The sequence below is a fragment of the Microbacterium sp. XT11 genome, assembly GCF_001513675.1.
Lineage (GTDB): Bacteria > Actinomycetota > Actinomycetes > Actinomycetales > Microbacteriaceae > Microbacterium.
Map to the genome: position 1 here is coordinate 1,562,542 of NZ_CP013859.1, position 19,116 is coordinate 1,581,657.

Consider the following 19,116-nt stretch of genomic DNA (forward strand, 5'->3'; position numbering starts at 1 on the left):
TCGGCGCATCGACGGCACGCCTCTCCGGCGATGTCGGAGGCCCTCCGTACCGTGAGGGTATGCGAATCCTGCACACCTCCGACTGGCACATCGGCCGCACCTTCCATGGCAACTCGACCATGGACGCGCTGGCCGAGGTACTCGGCGCGCTCGTCGAGCAGGTGCGCGCGAACGCCGTCGACGTCGTGGTGGTCGCAGGCGACGTGTTCGACTCCGCGACGCCGTCAGGCCCGGCCTACACGTTGCTGAGCGACGTGCTGCTCGCGCTCCACGAGACCGGGGCGCGGGTCATCGTCACGAGCGGCAACCACGACTCGGCGGCGCGACTCGGGTTCCAAGCCCGCCTGCTGCGCGACGGCATCGATGTGATCACCGACCCGCTCGCCGTCGGCACCCCGGTGACGGTGAGCGATGCGCACGGCCCGGTGCACTTCTACGGCATCCCGTACCTCGAGCCCGCGATCGTCCGTCAGCACTGGCCCGACGCCGGTCCTGGCGGAGTTCCGCTGCGTACGCAGGCGCAGACCATGGCGCACGCGATGAGCCTCGTGCGCGAGGGCATGAGAGCGCACGAAGGGCGCACGGTCGCGATCGCGCACTGCTTCGCCTCCGGAGTCGAGGCGACCGCGGGCCTCGAGCGCGAGGTGCGCCAGGGCGGACTCGACCTGGTGCCGCTCGAGGTGTTCGACGGCCCGGACTACGTGGCGCTCGGGCACATCCATGGGCGCAGCAGACTCAGCGAGCGTGTGCGCTACGCCGGCGCACCGCTGCACTACAGCTTCGGAGAGCAGAACAAGCCCCGCGGCTCGTGGCTCGTCGACCTCGACGCCGACGGACTCGCATCCGTCGAATGGCTCGAGCTGCCCGTACCCCGTCCCCTGGTCACGCTGACGGGTTCTCTCGACGAGATCCTCGCCGACGAACTCGTCGCGGCGCACGCCGCCCACTGGGTCTGCGCGGTCTACACCGATGCGGTTCCGCAGGCCGAGCCCATGCGGCGGCTCCGCGAGCGTTACCCCTACTGCGCCATGGTGCAGCATCAGCCGGAGGTGTCGCCGGAGCAGCACGAGCGCACCTATGGCGAGCGCCTGGGTGCTGCCGTCACCGACACCGAGCGGATCGAGGCGTTCCTCGAACATGTCCGCGCCGGGCGCGTCGCCACGGAGCGTGAGAAGGAGCTCATCCGAGAGGTCCTCGACGATCGCGTGCGGGCAGAGGCTCTCGTCTGATGCAGCTCCACCGCCTCGAGGTCGAAGGCTTCGGCCCGTTCCGTGCGCGGCAGGTCGTCGACTTCGACGGCTTCGCCGACGACGGCATCTTCCTCATCGCGGGGCGTACCGGCGCAGGCAAGTCGAGCATCCTCGACGCCGTCTGCTTCGGGCTGTACGGCGGCGTGCCCCGCTACGACGGGGGAGAGAAGAGGCTGCGCAGCGACCACTGCGAACCAGACGATTCGTCGGAGGTCGTGGTGGAGTTCAGCACGGTGGCGGGGCGATTCCGCGTCACCCGCTCGCCCGAGTACCTCCGCCCGGCCAAGCGCGGCGGAGGGATGACCAAGCAGGCGGCGTCTGTGGCGCTCGACGAGTGGACCGAATCCGGTTGGATCGGACGGGCTGCACGCGCCGTCGATGTTGCCAACGAACTCGACGAGATCCTGCAGCTCAGCCGAGAGCAGTTCCTGCAGGTGATCCTCCTCGCGCAGAACCGCTTCTCGGAGTTCCTGCTGGCGAACAGCAAGGATCGTCAGGCGCTGCTGCGTCGGCTGTTCGGCACGGAGCGCTTCGATGACATCCAGTCCCGGTTCGACGAACGGCGCCGCAGAGCGGAGCAATCGCTCGGGAGCCGTCTCGCTGCGGTGACGGCGCGTCTCGACGACGCCGAAGACGTGGTGAGCTCGGAAGACCTGTGGGGCGATGGGCGAACGCAGGATGGTGACGCGGATGCGTCCCCTGATCGGACCCTGACGACCGACGAGCGCCTCGACGCCCTGCGCACGGCGAAGGCGCGGGCCGACTACCGAGCCGAACGGCGGACGGCGGAGCGAGACGAGGCCGAGTCGCGATTGCACGCAGCGGATGCGGCGCTCGCGGCCGCCCGCGATGACCGTCGCGCACAGGAGGAGCGCGACAGGGCGCGGATTGCGCTCGACCGTCTCGAGGCCGAAGAGCCCGCGATCTCGGCGGCCAAAGCCGAGCTCGCGGCCGCTCGGGCTGCTGAAGCGCTCCGCTCCACCGTCGCCGCCGCCGACCGCGCGGCCGCGGCGCTCGACGAGGCGGTGGCGCACCAACGCGACGCCGCCCGTGAGTGGGGGCGTCACGGAGTGGCCCTCGAACCCGGAGACTCGGCCGACGTGCTCGACGCGTGGGTCACGCGACGGACGAAGGAGACGGGGGCGTGGGAGAGGGCGCACGAGCTCGAGATGCAGCTGCCCGCCCTCGACGAAGAGCTTCGCGCCGCCGACGACCAGGTGTCCGGGATCACGGCGAGGATCGCGGCATCCGACGCCGCACGCGCGGAACTGCCCGAACTCGTCGCCGCGGCGACCGCGGAGAGAGACGAGGCCCGCCGCGCCGCGGATCGCGCGCCTGATCTCCTGGTCGCGCGGGATGCCGCTGCGGCGCGTCTCGCCGCGGCCGAAGAAGTCGAGGCGCTGACCCCTCGGGAGGCCGCGGACGATGCGGACGTCACGGCGGCAGCCGCAGAGCTCGCCGAGGCCCAGGTCCTGTTCGCCCGACTTCGGGCGCGTCGCTCCGAGGGGATGGCGGGGGAGCTCGCCTCCGCACTCGTCGACGGCGAACCGTGCTCGGTGTGCGGGTCGACGGAGCATCCTGCGCCGGCGAGACTCGCGGATCCTGTCTCCGCAGACGACGTCGCCGAGGCCGAAGCAGCGCGAGACGCCGCGGCAGAGCGTGAGCGCCGCGCCGCCGAGAAGCTCGCGGCCACGCGGGCGGCCCTTGCCGCCGCGGCAGCGCGCGCAGATCAGCGCTCCGTCGCCGTCGCACGCGAAGAACTCGCGTCGGCGACCGAGGCGCACAAGGCGAGTCTCGCGGCTGCAGACGCGGCGAACGCGCTCGACGCGCAGCTCGCCGAACTCGAACGACGCGCGCAGCATGCCGATGAGGAGCGCGCCGAGGAGACCGCGGCGCTCGCAGCGGCCCGTGCGGAGTACACTCGGCTCGCGCAGCGTCGGGCCGAGGCTGCCGCCGAGATCGAGGTTGCGCGCGCTGCGCATTCGACGGTCGCCGAGAGGCTGGCCGAGGCCACCCGGCAGCTGGATGCGGCGCGACGCCTCGCGGAGGCGATCCGCGAGCGCGAGCGGCGATCCGTCGCCGAGGCCGAAGCGCGGTCGGCGCTGAGCGACGCGCTCGCGGCATCGGTCTTCGATGACGTGGCAGAGGTGCAGGAGGCGCTGCGTTCAGACGCCGCGCAGTCCGCGCTCGCGGCACGCATCGACGAGCATGCCGCACAGAAGGGCAAAGAGCGCGCGATCCTGCTCGATCTCGAACTGCGCACGCTGCCCGAGGAGCCGATCGACGTCGAGCCGCTCGAACGTGAGGCCGCAGCAGCCCGCGCCACCTGGACCGAGGCCGTGGCGGCAGCCGCTCGCGTCGTCGGGACCGTCGAGCGCCTCACCGGGCTCATCGACTCCGCCGCCGCGGAGCAGGCGAGAGTCGCCGAAGAGGCAGCCGAGTTCGAGGTGCTGCGCGACCTCGCAGACACCATCGCGGGGCGAGGGGCGAACACCCGCAAGATGACGCTCGAGACGTTCGTGCTCGCGGCCGAGCTGGAGGAGATCGTGGAGGCGGCGAACCGGCGGCTCGACGACATGTCCGCAGGGCGGTATCAGCTGCGTCACTCCGACGCCCTGGCAGCGCGCGGTGCGACCTCCGGGCTCGGGATCGTCGTGTACGACGCGTTCACCGGACAGACCCGCCCCGCCCAGTCGCTCTCCGGGGGCGAGACCTTCCTGAGCTCACTCGCCCTCGCGCTCGGACTCGCCGAAGTCGTCACGGCGCGCGCGGGCGGCATCCGGCTCGACACCCTGTTCATCGACGAGGGCTTCGGGTCGCTCGACGGCGACACCCTCGAGGTGGCGATGCGCACTCTCGATGAGCTGCGACAGGGCGGACGCACCGTCGGCGTGATCAGTCACGTGGAGGCCATGCAGGAGCAGATCCCCGCCCAGCTCACCGTGCGTGCGACCGCGGACGGTCCGAGCGTCATCGAGATGCGATAGGCGGAAGCGGCCCCGGACTCGGCGCCCGTCCCGGCAGGACTCCGGACTCGGCGCCAATCCGGCAGGACTCCGGATTCAGCCCGCGTCCGGTACGACTCCGGAATCAGCCCGCATCCGGTGCAGCCCGAACCTCAGACGCCGTACTCGTCACGGATGAACGCGCGCAGCTGTTCGCTGCATCGCGCCACCGCCTCGCGCCAGTCGGTGAGCGCACCGTCCTCGGCGCTGTCCGACACCGCCCGGAACACGCGGATCGGAACGCCGAACTGGCCGGCCACCCAGATGTACGCGTAGGTCTCCATGTCGACCAGGGCTGCACCCGTCGGACGGATGACGGCGGTGACCTCGGCGTCGTCGACGAAGTGGTCACCGGTCGCGATGAGGACGCCGGGCATGCCCGTCGACACGCGGGCGGGGAGCGACACGTGCTGCCCGGCGACGCCGTCGAGGTCGGTGACATCGTGCTGGAAGGCGGTGCCGACCTCGTGCACGCCGTCGTCCAGCGCACGGTCGATCGCTCCGGCCGTGCCGACCACGACGATCTCGTCGTACTCCGCGGCATCCAGCGCGCGAGTGAGCGCGTACGTCGCCTGCAGCTTCCCTGGACCTGTCACCAGCCGGTCGAAGCCGGGAAGGGAGTCGGGGAAGGCGGAGAGTTCGGAGGCCAGAGCGGCGACGAGGAGTTTCACCGACTCATCCTTTCAGGTCGCACCTGGTAGGACGATGTGTCACGCATGCGTAACACGCAGGGGAGATACTGGGACGACGAACAGTGAGGAGCCATCGTGAGCCTGCAGCAGCAGATCGCCGAAGCGCTCGGCGTGAAGTCCGAGATCGATCCCGAAGCCGAGGTGGAGCGCCGCGTGCAGTTCCTCGTCGACTATCTCCGCACCACGGGAGCGCGCGGCTACGTGCTCGGCATCTCCGGCGGGCAGGACTCCACACTGGCGGGGAAGCTCGCCCAGCTGGCGGTGGAGCGCGTGCGAGCCGAGGGCGGCGACGCGAAGTTCCTCGCGGTGCGGCTGCCGTACCGCGTGCAGCACGACGCCGCAGACGCGGAGGCGGCGCTCGCGTTCATCGCTCCGGACTCCTCCGTCGAGGTCAACATCCAGAACGGCGTCGACGGTGTCGAGGCCGACATCGAGTTCGCCGTCACCAGCGACATCAGCGACTTCAACCGCGGCAACATCAAGGCGCGCGTGCGCATGGTCACCCAGTACGCCCTCGCCGGGCACGACGGACTGCTCGTCATCGGCACCGACCATGCCGCGGAGGCCGTCACCGGGTTCTACACGAAGTTCGGTGACGGCGCGGCCGACATCCTCCCCCTGTCCGGCCTCACCAAACGTCAGGGACGAGCGCTGCTGCGCGTGCTCGACGCCCCCGACCGGCTCGCGCTCAAGGTGCCGACGGCCGACCTCCTCGACGGGCAGCCGGGGCGGGCGGACGAAGACGAGCTGGGCCTCACATACGAGCAGATCGACGACTTCCTCGAGGGCAGGCCCGTCCCGCCTGAGGTCGCAGGGCGCATCGAGTCGAAGTACTTGGCGACGCAGCACAAGCGCCACCTTCCGGTCGGGCCCGACGACACCTGGTGGCGCTGACGCCGTCGACACCGCCTCTCCCTCCGCCCCGCCCCTGACAGGACGGGGCGGATTGATGTGTGCGCCCTCGAACGACGGGCGGTGTCGGATGCCACGGCTAGTGTCGAAGCAAGGCGAGAGAACGGAGCATCGTGCGGATCGACACTCAGGCGCAGCGCGTCATCTGGAGCGCGAGCGACCTCAAGGCGGCGGCCGAGTGCGAGTTCGCGTGGTGCCGTGCCATCGACGCGAAGCTCGGCCGTGTCCCCGCTGTCGAAGAACCCGAAGACGCCGCCCTCGCCCGTGCGGCTGAACTCGGCGACGTCCACGAGCGCGCCGTGCTCGCCCGCTATCAGAGCGAGCTGGGATCCGACGCCGTCCACGTCATCGACAAGGTGTCCTCGAGCGACGCCGAAGCCCTCGCCGCGGCCGTCGAAGAGACCGTCGAGGCGCTCCGATCTCCGGTGCGCGTCATCTTCCAGGCGGCGTTCGCGACCGACGAGTTCGTGGGCTTCGCCGACTTCCTGCGTCGCGACGACGACGGACGGTGGCGGGTCGAAGACTCCAAGCTCGCCCGCACCGCGCGCGTCACCGCGCTCATGCAGCTCGCGGCATACGTCGATCAGCTCGATCAGCTCGGCGTCGATCGATCCGACGAGGTCGACCTCATCCTCGGCGACGGCTCCCGCAGCACGCACCGGGTCGACGACCTGATGCCCCTGTTCCGGGTACGGCGGCAGCGTCTGCGGGCGCTCATCGCCGATCGCCGCATCGCCGACGGCGTCGAGGGGAGCGCTCTCGCCTGGGGAGACGACAGGGGAGACCTCGAGATCATGGCCTGCGGGCGCTGCGCCACCTGCGAGGAGCAGGTGGTCGCCCACCGCGATCTGCTCATGGTCGCCCGCATGCGCCCCGTCCAGCGCGCGCGGCTTCGGGCGGCAGGCATCCGCACCATCGACGAGCTCGCCGCGGCGTCTGATGCCCCCGAGGGCATGAATCCTGACACGTTCGACACGCTCCGGCGCCAGGCCGCGCTGCAGCTGCGCGCCGACGCCGACGGCGCTCCGACCTACGAGGTGCACTACGCCGCCGCGATCCACACGCTGCCCGTGCCGAGCCACGGCGACATCTTCTTCGACTTCGAGGGTGACCCGCTCTACACGGAGCCGGCGGCGGCGGGAGGCACCGCGCAGTGGGGCATCGACTACCTGTTCGGGTGGGTCGACAACGCCGACCAGTACACGGCGCTCTGGGCGCACGACTTCGACGCCGAGAAGCGCGCGCTCGAGACCTTCCTCGACTTCGTGAAGGTTCGCAGGGCCGCGCACCCCGGCATGCACATCTACCACTACGCGCCCTACGAGACGTCGCATCTCGTCGCCATGGCTGCGCGTCACGGCGTGCGCGAGGCCGAGGTCGACCGTCTGCTCCGCGAAGGCGTGTTCGTCGACCTGTACCCCCTGGTGCTGCGCACCGTGCGGGTGGGGTCGAGGTCGTACTCCATCAAGAAGCTCGAGCCTCTCTACATGGGCGACGACGTGCGGACGAGCGACGTGCAGAAGGGCGACGACTCGATCGTGCAGTACGTCGCCGCACGTCAGCTGGCCGCCGCCGGCGCGCAAGACGAAGCCGACGCCGTCCTCGCCGATCTCGCGGACTACAACCGCTACGACTGCGTGTCGACACGGCGCCTCCGCAACTGGCTCATCGACATCGCGCGACGCGAGGGGGTGACCCCGGCGCCGCCCGATGAGGCCGACGAGGTGATCTACGAGCCGTCGCCCCGCTCCGTGGCGCTGCTCGCCGACGCCGAGCGCGAGGCGAGGTCAGAGGGCGACGGCCAGATGCACCGGATCGCGGCCGCGGCGATCGACTACTTCCCGCGCGAGGCGAAGAGCTTCTGGGTCTCGCATTTCCAGCGGCTGCGTGAGCCTGTGACGATGTGGGAGGGGACCCGCGACGTCATCCGGGTCGACCCCTTCGTCTCTGCCGTGCGCCGTGACTGGAGCGTCGTCGAGGGGCGGAGGGTGATGTCGCGCGACATCGAGATCCGCGGCGAAGTGTCTCCCGGTACGACGCTCGGCGCCGGCGCCGAGCCCTTCGCCCTCTACGAGGTGCCTGCGCCCTTCGACGTCGACGTGCCGTCGCGAGCGGTCCACGTTCCGCACACCGTGCGCATCACGGAGGTGCTCGACGACGGCGGGTACCTCGTGACCGAGTCGGCGGTGCAGGGCCAGATCTGGGACGACCTGCCGACGGCGCTCACGCCGGCCGCGCCACCTCGCGTGGTGTCGCTGCAGGGTGCGATCGACGAGTGGGCCGACGCCGTGCATGCGGCCGCCCCCGACTTCCCGTGCGACGCGGCGACCGACATCATCCGCCGCATCCCCCCGAGAACCGTCTCCGGGGCGCCGCTGCCCCGTGCCGGAGACGACACGGTCGACGCCATCGTGCGGGGGATCCTCGATCTGGACCGCAGCTATCTCGCCGTGCAGGGGCCGCCGGGAACCGGCAAGACGTACACCGGTTCACGGGTCATCGCGCGTCTGGTGAACGAGCACGGGTTCAAGGTCGGGGTGGTGGCGCAGTCGCACGCCATCATCGAGACGCTGCTCGACCGCGTCGTCGAGGCGGGGGGCGACGCCTCGCGCGTGGCGAAGGCGCCGAAGGAACCAGGAGCCGACCCGGCCTACACGGTCATCCCGAAGAACGGCATGGCGTCGTTCCTCGCGGAGCACGACGGACACGGCGTGGTCGTCGGAGGCACCGCGTGGGACTTCAGCAACACGCAGCGCGTCGACCGCCATGGCCTCGACCTGCTGGTCATCGACGAGGCGGGCCAGTTCTCGCTCGCCTCCACGATCGCCGTCGCGGCCGGTGCCACACGGCTTCTCCTGCTCGGCGATCCCCAGCAGCTTCCGCAGGTGAGCCAGGGGGCGCACCCCGAGCCCGTCGACACGTCGGCGCTGGGCTGGGTGATGGGCGATGACGAGGTCGTACGTCCCGAGTACGGCTATTTCCTCGCACAGTCCTGGCGCATGCACCCGGCGGTCGCGGCGCCGGTGTCGACTCTCGCATACGCGGGGCAGCTGGCCTCCGCACCGGGGGCGGAGCGCCGCTCGCTCGATGGCGTCGATCCCGGCCTTCACGTCGTCCCCGTGCGCCACAGGGGCAATGCCACGCAATCCGCGGAGGAGGCGGAGCACGTCGTCCGGATCGTGCGCGATCTCGTCGGCCGTACGTTCACCGACAACGATGAACGCGCGTCGCGGAGACCTCTCGCCCCACGCGACATCATCGTCGTGACGCCGTACAACGCTCAGCGCCAGGTGGTGCACGAGGCTCTCGCCGCGGCGGGCTTCGGCGACGTCCCAGTGGGAACCGTCGACAACTTCCAGGGCAAGGAGGCCGTCGTCTCGATCACCTCTCTGGCGGCGTCGAGCGGGCGCGATGCGCCTCGTGGACCGGAGTTCCTCCTGCTGCAGAACCGTTTGAACGTGGCGATCTCACGTGCTCAGGTCGCGGCGTACCTCATCCACTCGCCGGCGTTGCTCGACGACCTTCCCCGTACACCGGAGGGTGTCGCCCGCCTCAGCGCCTTCGCACGTCTCGTGGGAGCAGCCGAGTGAGCGCGCAGACGCCGCCGACGCGGCAGAACTACGCGGATGCCGTCGGCGGCGCTCCGGTCGGCGTGGAGGCCTCGTCCCCGGCGTGGGCGGATGCCGCCGCCTCGGGTCATGCGGGATGGGCCGGCCACCACAGCGCGGATGAGATCCTCCGTGCCGCGGCCGAATGGGTGTGGATGCCCGGCGGGAGCGAGCATGACGAAGGCGACATCCACCTGGCGCGGTACCCGGCGCGCTTCGGCGGGGGCGTGCGAGGCTCGCGGGTCAGGTCGTGCCACGACGCGCGAACGGTCGTCGAGCGGGCGGTGGAACGCACGCGCGAGTGGGGTGAGAGCACGCTCACGATCTGGACGAGTGGGTCCGATGCCCCCGGGCTCGACGACGAGCTGCGTCGCCGAGGCGCCGAGCACATCGATACCGTGGCCGTCTTCGCGCTGCCGCTCGATGCCGCAGCCATCTCCGTACCTTCGGGCATCGAGTCGGAGATCGTGCGCACGATGGAGCAGGTGCGCGACGTCGATGCGATCAACGTCGACGTGTGGCAGCAGCAGCCGCTCGACGCCGAGGGCCTGCAGGCGGAGCTCGATGACGTCCGGGCCGCGCTGGCTGACGGGAGCGGTCTGCGTGTGCTCGCGCGGATCGACGGCGAAGCGGTGAGCACCGCCGGGTGTACGATCGTCGGCGGTTTCACGCGCCTCTGGGGCGCAGCCACCCTGCCGCACGCGCGAGGTCGCGGCGCCTATCGCGCTGTGCTCGCCGAACGTCTCAGGGCGAGCGGTCAGCGGGGAGCCGCGACCGCGCTCGTCAAAGGCCGGCACGCGACATCCGCGCCGATCCTCGCGCGGTGCGGATTCACGCATTTCGGCGACGAACGCGCCTTCCGGCTCGCCGTGTGATCCGCCTCCCGCGAGTCGTACGTCGGAGTCCGCCGGGTAACCGGCTCAGACGGTGCCGTAGAGCCGGTCGCCCGCGTCGCCGAGACCGGGCACGATGTACCCCTTCTCGTTGAGTCCTTCGTCGAGCGCGCCGAGCACGAGGGTCACGTCGCGGTCGCCCGCCATCGCCTCGATCGCCGCAACGCCCTCCGGGGTGCCGAGCAGGCAGATCGCCGTGACGTCCTTGGCGCCGCGGTCGAACAGGAACTGGATCGCGGCGGCCAGCGACCCGCCCGTCGCGAGCATCGGATCGATCGCGAAGCACTGACGGTCGCTCAGGTCGTCCGGAAGTCGCTCGGCGTAGGTCGTCGGCTCGAAGGTGGTCTCGTCGCGCACCATGCCGAGGAAGCCGACCTCAGCCGTCGGCAGCAGCTTGACGAGCCCCTCGAGCATGCCGAGGCCGGCGCGGAGGATCGGCACGACGATGGGCCGCGGCTCGGAGATCTTCACGCCGATGGTCGTGGTGACGGGGGTGGTGATCTCGACCGGGCTCACCTTCACATTGCGCGTCGCCTCATATGCGAGAAGCGTGACGAGCTCCTCGGTGAGCTGACGGAACACCGGCGACGGCGTGCGTGCGTCACGCAGCACCGAGAGCTTGTGGGTGATGAGGGGGTGGTCGGCGACGTGAACACGCATGGATACAGGCTAACGGGCAGCCCGGTCCGGCACGACATCGACGTGTGCGGACGCCGTAGGCTCGAACTCATGACAGCAGCCGACGCGCGCGCCATGCGGCGGGCTCTCGAGCTCGCGGCGCAGGCCGGCGCAGCCGAGGAGATCCCCGTCGGCGCCGTGGTGGTCGGGCCTGACGGAGATATCGTCGCCGATGGTCGGAACACGCGCGAGGAGAGCCACGATCCCACCGGGCACGCCGAGATCAACGCGTTGCGCGAGGCGGCGGCATCCGTCGGCTCATGGAATCTCGATGGTCACACCCTGGTCGTCACTCTCGAACCGTGCGTGATGTGCGCCGGCGCGATCCTGCAGGCCCGCATCTCGCGCGTCGTGTTCGGCGCATGGGATGACAAGGCTGGGGCGGCCGGGTCGATGTACGACGTCCTGCGCGACCGCCGCCTCCCGTATCGCGCGGAAGTCGTCGGAGGAGTCGACGAGCAGGCCGCCACCGTGCTGCTTCGGTCGTTCTTCGAGCGCCGCCGCTGAGCACAGCCGAGCACGGTCGAACACCGCACGCACGGCTGAGCACCGCACGCACGGTCGAGCACGGTCGAACACCGCACGCACGGTCGAGCACCGCACGCACGGCCGAGCACCCGAGCGCGCCCGCGCGCGACGCTACCGCGCCGAGGCGGCGGCATCGGCAAGCGCTCCCACGAGCGTGAGGTAGCCCTGTGCGCGCTCGTCGAAGTACCCGATGTGGCGCACGCCGTGTTCGTCGACGGTGCTCTGCGACGCGTGGCCCTCGACGGGAAGGCCGGGCACAGTCCCTCCGTCGACGGCGGGCGCCGGGCCGCCGTCGCACTCGTACACGATGACCCCGGGGATGTCCCGCGGGTCGACCGGATGCTGTCCGAGCCGCCCCAGCGGAGCGATGCCGTCGTCGGCCCCCTCTGTGGCATAGAGCACGAGGTCGCCACGGGAGATCGCGTCGGCGATCGCGACGCGAGCCGCGTGCGTGACACCGGCCGAGGCGATCGAGAAGGCCGTGTGCACCTGGCCGGACATGCCGAGCGCCAGCATCTCTCCGAGCAGGGTCGTCGAGTACGAGTAGGTCACGACGGCGATGTGCGCCGCCGGGTTCCGCTCCCTGACGCGGTCGATGTCGACGGCGAGCCTCGCCGCCCCGATCGTCGCATGCGTCGTCGACCGCGCGGTCACGTGGGTGCCCGAGTCCCACCCGAACCACGCGATCGTCGCGACCGACCGCGGCGTTCCTCGCGCGACGCACGCGCGCAGAACGTCGGCGCAGATGCGCTGGGCGGCATCCGCCCACGATGGCAGCGCGCTCAGATCGGTGTCGATGCCGTGCAGGACGAAGACGACGAGATCGGCGGTGGAGACATCGCCGAACGAGATCACGGCATAGGCGCGCTCGCCGACCAGCGAGAACGACTCCAGGTGCGCCTGCGGGTCGCGGTCGAGAACGGCCTGCACGTTGTGCAGCTGGTGCCGTGTCCCGGTGGGCAGGTCGACGCGCGACAGCGCGTGCGTGAACGCGTCGGTCACCAGCGGGTCAGTCGGAGGACTTCAGCACGAACACGTCGGTCGAGGGCTCCGGGTCGATCGCGGGCCGGTACACGTCGGGCTCGATGTAGATCACCCGGGCGACGGGAACGGACTCGCGGATGCGCGCTTCGATGGCGTTGATGTCGTCGGCCACCTCGCGCAGCGGCCGGTCGGAGCTCATGGCGACCTTCGCGGCGACGAGCAGCTCATCGGGACCGAGGTAGAGCGTCTTCATGTGGATGATCTTCTCCACCTCGTCTCCGTCGTTGATCGCGTCGACGATGCGGTCGTGGTCCGCGGGGCTCGCGCCCTCACCGATCAGGAGGCTCTTCGTCTCGATCCCGAGCACGATGGCGATGGCGACGAGGAGCACGCCGATCATGATCGTGCCGAGAGCGTCGAACAGCGGGTTCCCCGTGATCAGCGTGAGCCCGACGCCGAGCAGGGCGAATGCGAGACCGGTGAGCGCGCCGGTGTCCTCGAGCAGCACCACGGGCAGTTCGGGCGCCTTCGCTCGGCGGACGAATGTCGCCCACGACTGTCCCTTCTCGCGCACCTCATTGCTCTCCTTCACGGCGGTGCGCAGGGACAACGACTCCAGCACGATCGCCACGAGCAGCACCGCCAGCGGGAGCCACCACCACGTGTGATCGAGCTCGTGGGGGTTTCGGAGCTTGTCGACCCCCTCGTAGATCGCGAAGACGCCGCCGACCGAGAAGAGGATGATCGACACCACGAAGGCCGAGACGTAGCGTTCGCGCCCGTACCCGAACGGGTGCTCGCGGTCGGCGGCGCGCTGCGCCTTCCTGCCTCCGAACATCAGCAGGAGCTGGTTGCCGGAATCCGCGACCGAGTGGATCGCCTCGGCGAGCATCGATGCGGAGCCCGAGAGCGCCCAGGCGATGAACTTCGCCAGCGCGATCCCCATGTTCGCGAGGAACGCCGCGATGATTGCCCTGCTGCCACCCGATGCACTCATGGTTCGAGTGTAGGACCGTCGCTCCCGCGCTCGCGGGGGCCGTGCGGCACGTCGCGGGGTCGCCCCGCCGTAGGATGACGGCATGGCAGACTCGCTCCCCGCTCTCGCGTTCCTCGGTGCCGGATCCATGGGGGGAGCGATCCTGCGCGGCGTGATCGCCAGCGGCATCCGCGTCGACGGCGGCATCACGGCGACCAATCGCTCTCCCGAGAGCGCGGCGGTCCTCGCCGACCTGCCGGGGGTCACGAGCATCGCTCTCGCTGACGCTCCCGAGGGCAATCTCGAGGCCGCGGCATCCGCCGACATCGTGCTCGTCGGGGTGAAGCCGGCCATGGTGCCGGATCTGCTGCGCGAGATCGCGCCGCGCCTGCGTGAGGACGCCGTCGTGGTGAGCCTGGCGGCCGGCGTGACCCTGCGGACGTTCGCCGACGCGCTCGGGGAGAGCGCGCGGGTCATCCGTTCCATGCCCAACACCCCGGCCACGGTCGGCCGTGCCGTCACCGGCCTCGCGACGGGCAGCGCGGCGACGGCGGAGGACCTGGCGGTGGTGCGTCGTCTGTTCGAGACCGTCGGCGCGGTCATCGAGGTTCCGGAGTCTCAGATCGACGCGCTGTCCACGATCTCCGGCTCGGGCCCCGCGTACGTCTTCCTCCTCATCGAGGAGTTCACCCGGGCGGCCATGGGCATGGGCTTCGACGAGGGCGCCGCGCGGCTCATGGCCGAGCAGACCTTCATCGGAGCGACCGCCCTGCTCGACGCATCGGGGGAGCACCCGGCGGAGCTGCGTCGCAGGGTGACGAGTCCGAAGGGCACGACCGAGCGCGCCATCGCAGTGCTGCAGGACGCCCACCTCGACCGGATCTTCGCGGATGCCGCGGCGGCCGCCCTGGCGCGTGCCAAGGAGCTGGCTGCCGGAGCCTGAGCCGCGGCACACGGACGGGCGCGTCGGAGCTCGAGGTCTGGCCGCCACGCCCGGCCCGGCTCACGACTCGCTGGACACCTCCGCGAGCACTTCGGGCCAGCGGCGGTCGAGGATGCGGCCCCCCAGCGCCCCTCCGCCCCACACCGCCGCGGCACCCAGCACGACACCGCAAGCGAGGCTCACCCAGCCGAGGGCCGGGGCGCTGAGCGCGGCGATCGCGAAGCCGAGGGCCGGGGCGCCGAGGATCAGGGTGATCGGCGACATGACGGCCATGGCGATGAGCGACTGCACGCCGCCGGACGATCCGCGTCCGAACGGGCTCGCCTCGGGCGCCGGCGCCCTGCCGGGGAGGAAGCTGCCGGCGAACGCGCCTGCGCCCGCCGACACCGCGCCGAGGCCGAGAGCCGCGCCCAGGCTCGCCGGGAGCAGATCGATCCGACCCGCGAGCACGCAGCTCGCGATGCACAGCACGACCGTCAGCGGCACCGCGACGACGCCGAAGGCGAGCAGGCGCCCGAAGCGATCGGCCGTGCCGCGCACGCCGGAGAGGATGTGCAGGGCGACGGCATCGTTGTCGTAGGCGATCGACATCTGCACGATCGTGCCGGCGAGGAGCGCGTTGATCGCCGGCACGAGCACCACACCCGACACGAATCCCACTGCGTCATCGCTCACGCGGTTCATGACGATGACGCCGACGAGGATCGCGGGCAGGAAGAGCATCATGACGATGTTGATCACCTGACGCGGGTCGCGGCGGAAGTAGCGCAGCGAGCGGGCTCCGATCGCGCCGACCGGGTTCGCCGGGAGCATCCGGTCGACGATGCCGCCCGAACGGACCCGTCCACCGCCGCTGCTCTGGATCGGCGCGACGAGGCGAGCGGCCAGCAGCGCCCGCGCGGCGAACCACAGCGCGACGACGGTCGCGAGGGCGATCAGCAGCCGCGCGCCGGCCCACCCCAGCTCGCCCTCGACGAGCGCGGCGGGCACCCCGAAGACGGCCGCCAGCGGCGTCCAGGCGAGCACCTCCGCCACACCGCCGAAGACCGCGCCGATGTCTCCGACCCGACGGAGTGCGCTGAGCACCAGATTGATGATGAGGCCGGAGCACGCCGCAAGCAGCACGCCGATCGTCATCACGAGGTCGCGCGCCCGGCGTCTGGCCAGCCATCCCGCGAGGACCCCGCTGATCACTCGGGCACCGAGCACGCACAGCGCGAGAGCGAGCGGGAGGGTCAGCAGCGCGGCGATGACGGCGAAGCCGTTCACCGACCAGCCGACCAGCATGAGCAGCAGCCCGAGTGCCGTCCCGATGCCGCCGATCGTCGTCGTGCCCGCGACCACGAGGCCTGGAAGCAGCGTCTTCGCCGTGACGGGCAGCAGGGCGAACCGCTCCGGCGCCAGCGAATCGTCGCCGCTCACGAGCAGCGAGCCCACCCACCAGCCGGCGACGATGACGGCGCCCGCGAGCACCATGACCGTCACGGCGCTGCCCGGAGCCGCGAGGCGCAGCGCCAGGAGGCCGGCCGCGAGCAGCGCCAGGAAGCCGAGAGCCATGAGCCCCGTGATGACGAGCGTGACGATCATCCACGGGTTGCGGGCGAGCTGGTGGCCGAGCTGGCGCCAGCGCAGCCCTACGAGGAGCGCAACCATGCCAGCGTCTCCGCTCCGAGCTCGTGGGCGCCGACCAGCGACAGGAAGCGCTGCTGCAGCGACATCCCCGCGCGCACCTCGTCGAGGCTGCCGTTCGCCAGCAACCGGCCTTCGGCGACGATCGCCACCCGGTCGCACATCGACTCCACGAGCTCCATCACGTGGCTGGACAGCACGACCGTCCCGCCGCCGTTGACGAAGGCGCGCAGGATCTGGCGGATCGTCTCGCCCGACACGGGATCGACGGCCTCGAGCGGCTCGTCGAGGATGAGCAGCCGCGGCGCGTGGATGAGCGCGCACGCCAAACCGATCTTCTTGCGCATTCCGGCGGAGTAATCCACGACGAGCGTGCTCCCCGCATCCGCGAGGCCGAGGGCGTCGAGCAGCTCGCCCGCGCGAGAGACGACGTCGGCCTCGGGCATGCCGCGCAGGAGTCCGCTGTAGCGCAGCAGCTCGGCGCCCGTGAGGCGGTCGAGCATGCGGATGCCGTCTGGCAGCACGCCCATCCTGGCCTTGGCCTCCGCGGGGTTCTGCCAGACGTCGACACCGAGCACCCACGCGGTTCCCGCGTCGGGGCGCAGCAGCCCGGTCGTCATCGAGAGCGTCGTCGTCTTGCCCGCTCCGTTCGGGCCGAGGAGCCCGAGCATGGTGCCGGACGGGACGTCGAGCGAGAGATCGTCGACGGCGATCTTCCGTCCGAACTGCTTGCGCAGGCCGCGGAGGGCGAGCACGGGAGGGGCCGCTGTGGGGTCGGTCATGCCCCCATCCCATCACGACGACGGATGCCGCGGCATCCGTCGCGCGGGGGATATCGTGACGCGGCTCAGCGGTCGAGCGCGGCGAACCGCTCGATGTCGCTGTTGGTGCCCGACACGATGATCAGGTCGTGGTTCGTGACCACGGTGGTCGCCTCGGCGTAGCGGAACGGCTTGCCGGGGCTCTTCACGCCGACCACGGTCACCTTGTACTTCGAGCGCACGCCGGACTCGTTCAGGCCGATGCCGCGGATGAACTTCGGCGGGTACATCTTCGCCAGCACGAAGTCGTCGTCGAAGCGGATGAAGTCGAGCATCCGTCCCGAGACGAGGTGGGCGACGCGCTCGCCGGCCTCGCGCTCGGGGTAGATGACGTGGTTCGCGCCGACCCTGGCGAGGATCTTGCCGTGCGACTGCGACACGGCCTTGGCCCAGATCTGCGGAACCTTGAGGTCGACCAGGTTGGCCGTGATCAGCACCGACGCCTCGATCGACGAGCCGACGGCGACGACGGCGACCTGGAAGTCCTGCGCGCCGATCTGCTGCAGCGCCTCGATGTTCTTGGCGTCGGCCTGCACGGTGTGGGTGACCCGGTCCGACCACTTCTGCACGAGCTCGAGGTTCTCGTCGATGGCGAGCACCTCGCGGTCGAGACGGTCGAGCTCACCGGCGCACGCGGCGCCGAACCGGCCGAGACCGATGACGAGAACGGGAGCGTCGCCCCGGAGGACTTCAACCAACGATGGGCCTTTCCACGGGCAGTGAGTAGTACTGCGATCGGGAGGTCGCGGCGACCGCCGCGGCGAGTGTCACTGTACCAACGCGCCCCATGAAGATGGTGGCGGCCAGCACGTAGGAACCGGAGTCCGGCAGGGTCTCGGTGAGCCCGGACGACAGGCCGACGGTGGCGAACGCCGAGATCACGTCGAAGAGCACGTGGCTGATGTCGTCCTTCGTGATCTGCGCGATCACGATGGTCGAGAGGGCCACGATCGTGGCTCCCCACGCGACGACGCTGAGCGCGACGCGCTGCACGTCGCTGGGGATGCGGCGTCCGAAGACCTGCACCGACTGGCGCCCTCGGGCCTCCGACCACACCGCGATCGCCAGCACCGCGAGCGTGGTCACCTTGATGCCGCCGGCCGTCGACGCCGAGCCGCCGCCGACGAACATGAGCATGCACGCGGCGAGCAGCGAGGAGCCGTTCAAGTCGGCCATGTCGATGACGTTGAAGCCGCCCGACCGCGTCATGGCCGAGAGGAAGAACGCCTGGAAGGTGGTGTCCGTCGCGTCCATCGAGCCGAAGGTCGCAGGGTTGTCGTATTCGAGGATCAGGAAGACCGCCGCGCCTGCGAAGAACAGCAGCACCGTGGTGACGATCGTCAGCTTCGAGTGCAGCGACCACTTCTTCACGTGCCAGGTGTGCTTCGCCAGGGTGTAGATCACGGGGAAGCCGATGCTCCCGAGGAAGACGCCCGCCATCAGCAGCGTGAGCACGAGGTAGTCGTCGGCGAACACCGCGACGCCGCCGTCGTTGGGGACGAATCCGGTGTTGGTGAACGCCATGGCGGCGAAGTACGGCGCCTCCCACAGGGCGGCGAAGGCGTCGACGCCCGCCATCACGAGGGCGGGGTAGAGCAGCACCGCGAGTGCGCCTTCGATGATGAGGGCCGACAGGGCCACCGTCATGAGCAGCTGGCCGACCTCGCCGAGGCGCACGGTCTGGCTCTCGTTGACGACGCCGCCGTGCGCGCGGAGCGGGTTGGTGTCGCCGGCCGCCATGAGCTTGGCGCGCAGCCCGAGCCGTTTCGAGATCAGCATGCCCATGAGCGACGCGAGGGTCAGCACGCCGAGCGCGCCGATGTTGACGCCGATGAACACGAGCACGTGACCGAACGGCGACCAGTGGTTCGCCATGTCGACGGTCGCCAAACCGGTGACGCAGATCGTCGAGACGGCGGTGAACAGGGCGTCGGAGAGCGGTGTGACCTCGCCGCTGGCCGACGAGATCGGCAACGACAGCAGCACGGTGAACACGAGGATGAGGAGGGCGAAGACCACGATCGCGAATCGCGACGGCGATGAGGTCACGATGTGCTTGCCCCAACCGGCCACGCCTTCCAGACGCTGACGGGGAGACGACGCCGAAACGATGCCCGACATCGCGTCCCCTCTCGCCTCCGGCTGTGCGCCCATGCCCGGCGCCGCTGGCCGAGCCTTCGTCATGGTACTCCGTGCC

The 19,116-nt window shown here is 70.6% G+C and carries 15 protein-coding genes; 7 read left to right on the forward strand and 8 right to left on the reverse strand.

Features of this window, described 5'->3' with window-relative positions; all coding sequences use genetic code 11:
• The first annotated feature begins 59 nt into the window (after window positions 1-59).
• Together AB663_RS07270 and AB663_RS07275 are read left to right on the forward strand one after the other, a co-directional pair.
• On the forward strand, window positions 60-1,229 hold the full coding sequence (locus AB663_RS07270) for an exonuclease SbcCD subunit D (RefSeq protein WP_067197380.1): 1,170 nt from the start codon (window positions 60-62) through the stop codon (window positions 1,227-1,229).
• Entirely contained in the window at window positions 1,229-4,237 is a 3,009-nt protein-coding gene (locus AB663_RS07275) for an AAA family ATPase (protein WP_067197384.1), read from the forward strand. Before AB663_RS07270 ends, AB663_RS07275 begins: the two co-directional genes overlap by 1 nt.
• A 131-nt stretch (window positions 4,238-4,368) precedes the next feature.
• Here the strand turns inward: AB663_RS07275 and AB663_RS07280 are convergent, their stop codons facing one another.
• A complete protein-coding gene (locus AB663_RS07280) occupies window positions 4,369-4,926 on the reverse strand; it encodes a phosphorylase family protein (protein ID WP_067197388.1) in 558 nt (185 codons plus the stop codon).
• Between the two features lie 96 nt (window positions 4,927-5,022).
• On the opposite strand from AB663_RS07280, the gene nadE reads away from it, so the two are divergent.
• The 3 genes from nadE (at window position 5,023) to AB663_RS07295 (ending at window position 10,342) form a co-directional block, all read left to right on the forward strand.
• Window positions 5,023-5,841 (forward strand): ammonia-dependent NAD(+) synthetase, encoded by an 819-nt coding sequence (gene nadE / locus AB663_RS07285; RefSeq protein ID WP_067197390.1) that lies wholly within the window; start codon window positions 5,023-5,025, stop codon window positions 5,839-5,841.
• 131 nt (window positions 5,842-5,972) lie between these two features.
• Window positions 5,973-9,449 (forward strand): TM0106 family RecB-like putative nuclease, encoded by a 3,477-nt coding sequence (locus tag AB663_RS07290; RefSeq protein WP_083511157.1) that lies wholly within the window; start codon window positions 5,973-5,975, stop codon window positions 9,447-9,449.
• Complete coding sequence (locus AB663_RS07295) at window positions 9,446-10,342, forward strand: GNAT family N-acetyltransferase (protein WP_232304662.1); 897 nt, start codon at window positions 9,446-9,448, stop codon at window positions 10,340-10,342. Before AB663_RS07290 ends, AB663_RS07295 begins: the two co-directional genes overlap by 4 nt.
• Before the next feature lie 45 nt (window positions 10,343-10,387).
• On the opposite strand, the gene upp is transcribed toward AB663_RS07295, so the two are convergent.
• Window positions 10,388-11,020 carry a uracil phosphoribosyltransferase gene (upp, locus tag AB663_RS07300; protein WP_067197392.1) on the reverse strand — a complete coding sequence of 211 codons (633 nt, stop codon included), beginning with the start codon at window positions 11,018-11,020 and terminating at the stop codon, window positions 10,388-10,390.
• A gap of 69 nt (window positions 11,021-11,089) precedes the next feature.
• Here upp and AB663_RS07305 point away from each other — a divergent pair, with 69 nt between their 5' ends.
• Window positions 11,090-11,545, forward strand: coding sequence for a nucleoside deaminase (locus AB663_RS07305; RefSeq protein ID WP_067197395.1), 456 nt, complete (start codon window positions 11,090-11,092; stop codon window positions 11,543-11,545).
• Window positions 11,546-11,677: 132 nt separating this feature from the next.
• On the opposite strand, the gene AB663_RS07310 is transcribed toward AB663_RS07305, so the two are convergent.
• Together AB663_RS07310 and AB663_RS07315 are read right to left on the reverse strand one after the other, a co-directional pair.
• Entirely contained in the window at window positions 11,678-12,568 is an 891-nt protein-coding gene (locus AB663_RS07310; RefSeq protein WP_067197398.1) for an alpha/beta hydrolase, read from the reverse strand.
• Window positions 12,569-12,575: 7 nt separating this feature from the next.
• Window positions 12,576-13,547, reverse strand: coding sequence for a cation diffusion facilitator family transporter (locus AB663_RS07315; protein WP_067197401.1), 972 nt, complete (start codon window positions 13,545-13,547; stop codon window positions 12,576-12,578).
• A gap of 82 nt (window positions 13,548-13,629) precedes the next feature.
• On the opposite strand from AB663_RS07315, the gene proC reads away from it, so the two are divergent.
• Window positions 13,630-14,469 (forward strand): pyrroline-5-carboxylate reductase, encoded by an 840-nt coding sequence (gene proC, locus AB663_RS07320; RefSeq protein ID WP_067197404.1) that lies wholly within the window; start codon window positions 13,630-13,632, stop codon window positions 14,467-14,469.
• A gap of 60 nt (window positions 14,470-14,529) precedes the next feature.
• Here the strand turns inward: proC and AB663_RS07325 are convergent, their stop codons facing one another.
• From AB663_RS07325 to AB663_RS07340, 4 genes are all read right to left on the reverse strand, one after another.
• Window positions 14,530-16,122 (reverse strand): hypothetical protein, encoded by a 1,593-nt coding sequence (locus tag AB663_RS07325; RefSeq protein WP_067197406.1) that lies wholly within the window; start codon window positions 16,120-16,122, stop codon window positions 14,530-14,532.
• On the reverse strand, window positions 16,104-16,880 hold the full coding sequence (locus tag AB663_RS07330; protein ID WP_067197409.1) for an ABC transporter ATP-binding protein: 777 nt from the start codon (window positions 16,878-16,880) through the stop codon (window positions 16,104-16,106). The genes AB663_RS07325 and AB663_RS07330 overlap by 19 nt, the downstream gene beginning before the upstream one ends.
• A 65-nt stretch (window positions 16,881-16,945) precedes the next feature.
• Complete coding sequence (locus AB663_RS07335) at window positions 16,946-17,617, reverse strand: potassium channel family protein (protein WP_067197412.1); 672 nt, start codon at window positions 17,615-17,617, stop codon at window positions 16,946-16,948.
• Window positions 17,610-19,040: a TrkH family potassium uptake protein gene (locus AB663_RS07340; protein WP_067202357.1), complete on the reverse strand. Its 1,431-nt coding sequence runs from the start codon at window positions 19,038-19,040 to the stop codon at window positions 17,610-17,612. The genes AB663_RS07335 and AB663_RS07340 overlap by 8 nt, the downstream gene beginning before the upstream one ends.
• Window positions 19,041-19,116 lie beyond the last annotated feature (76 nt).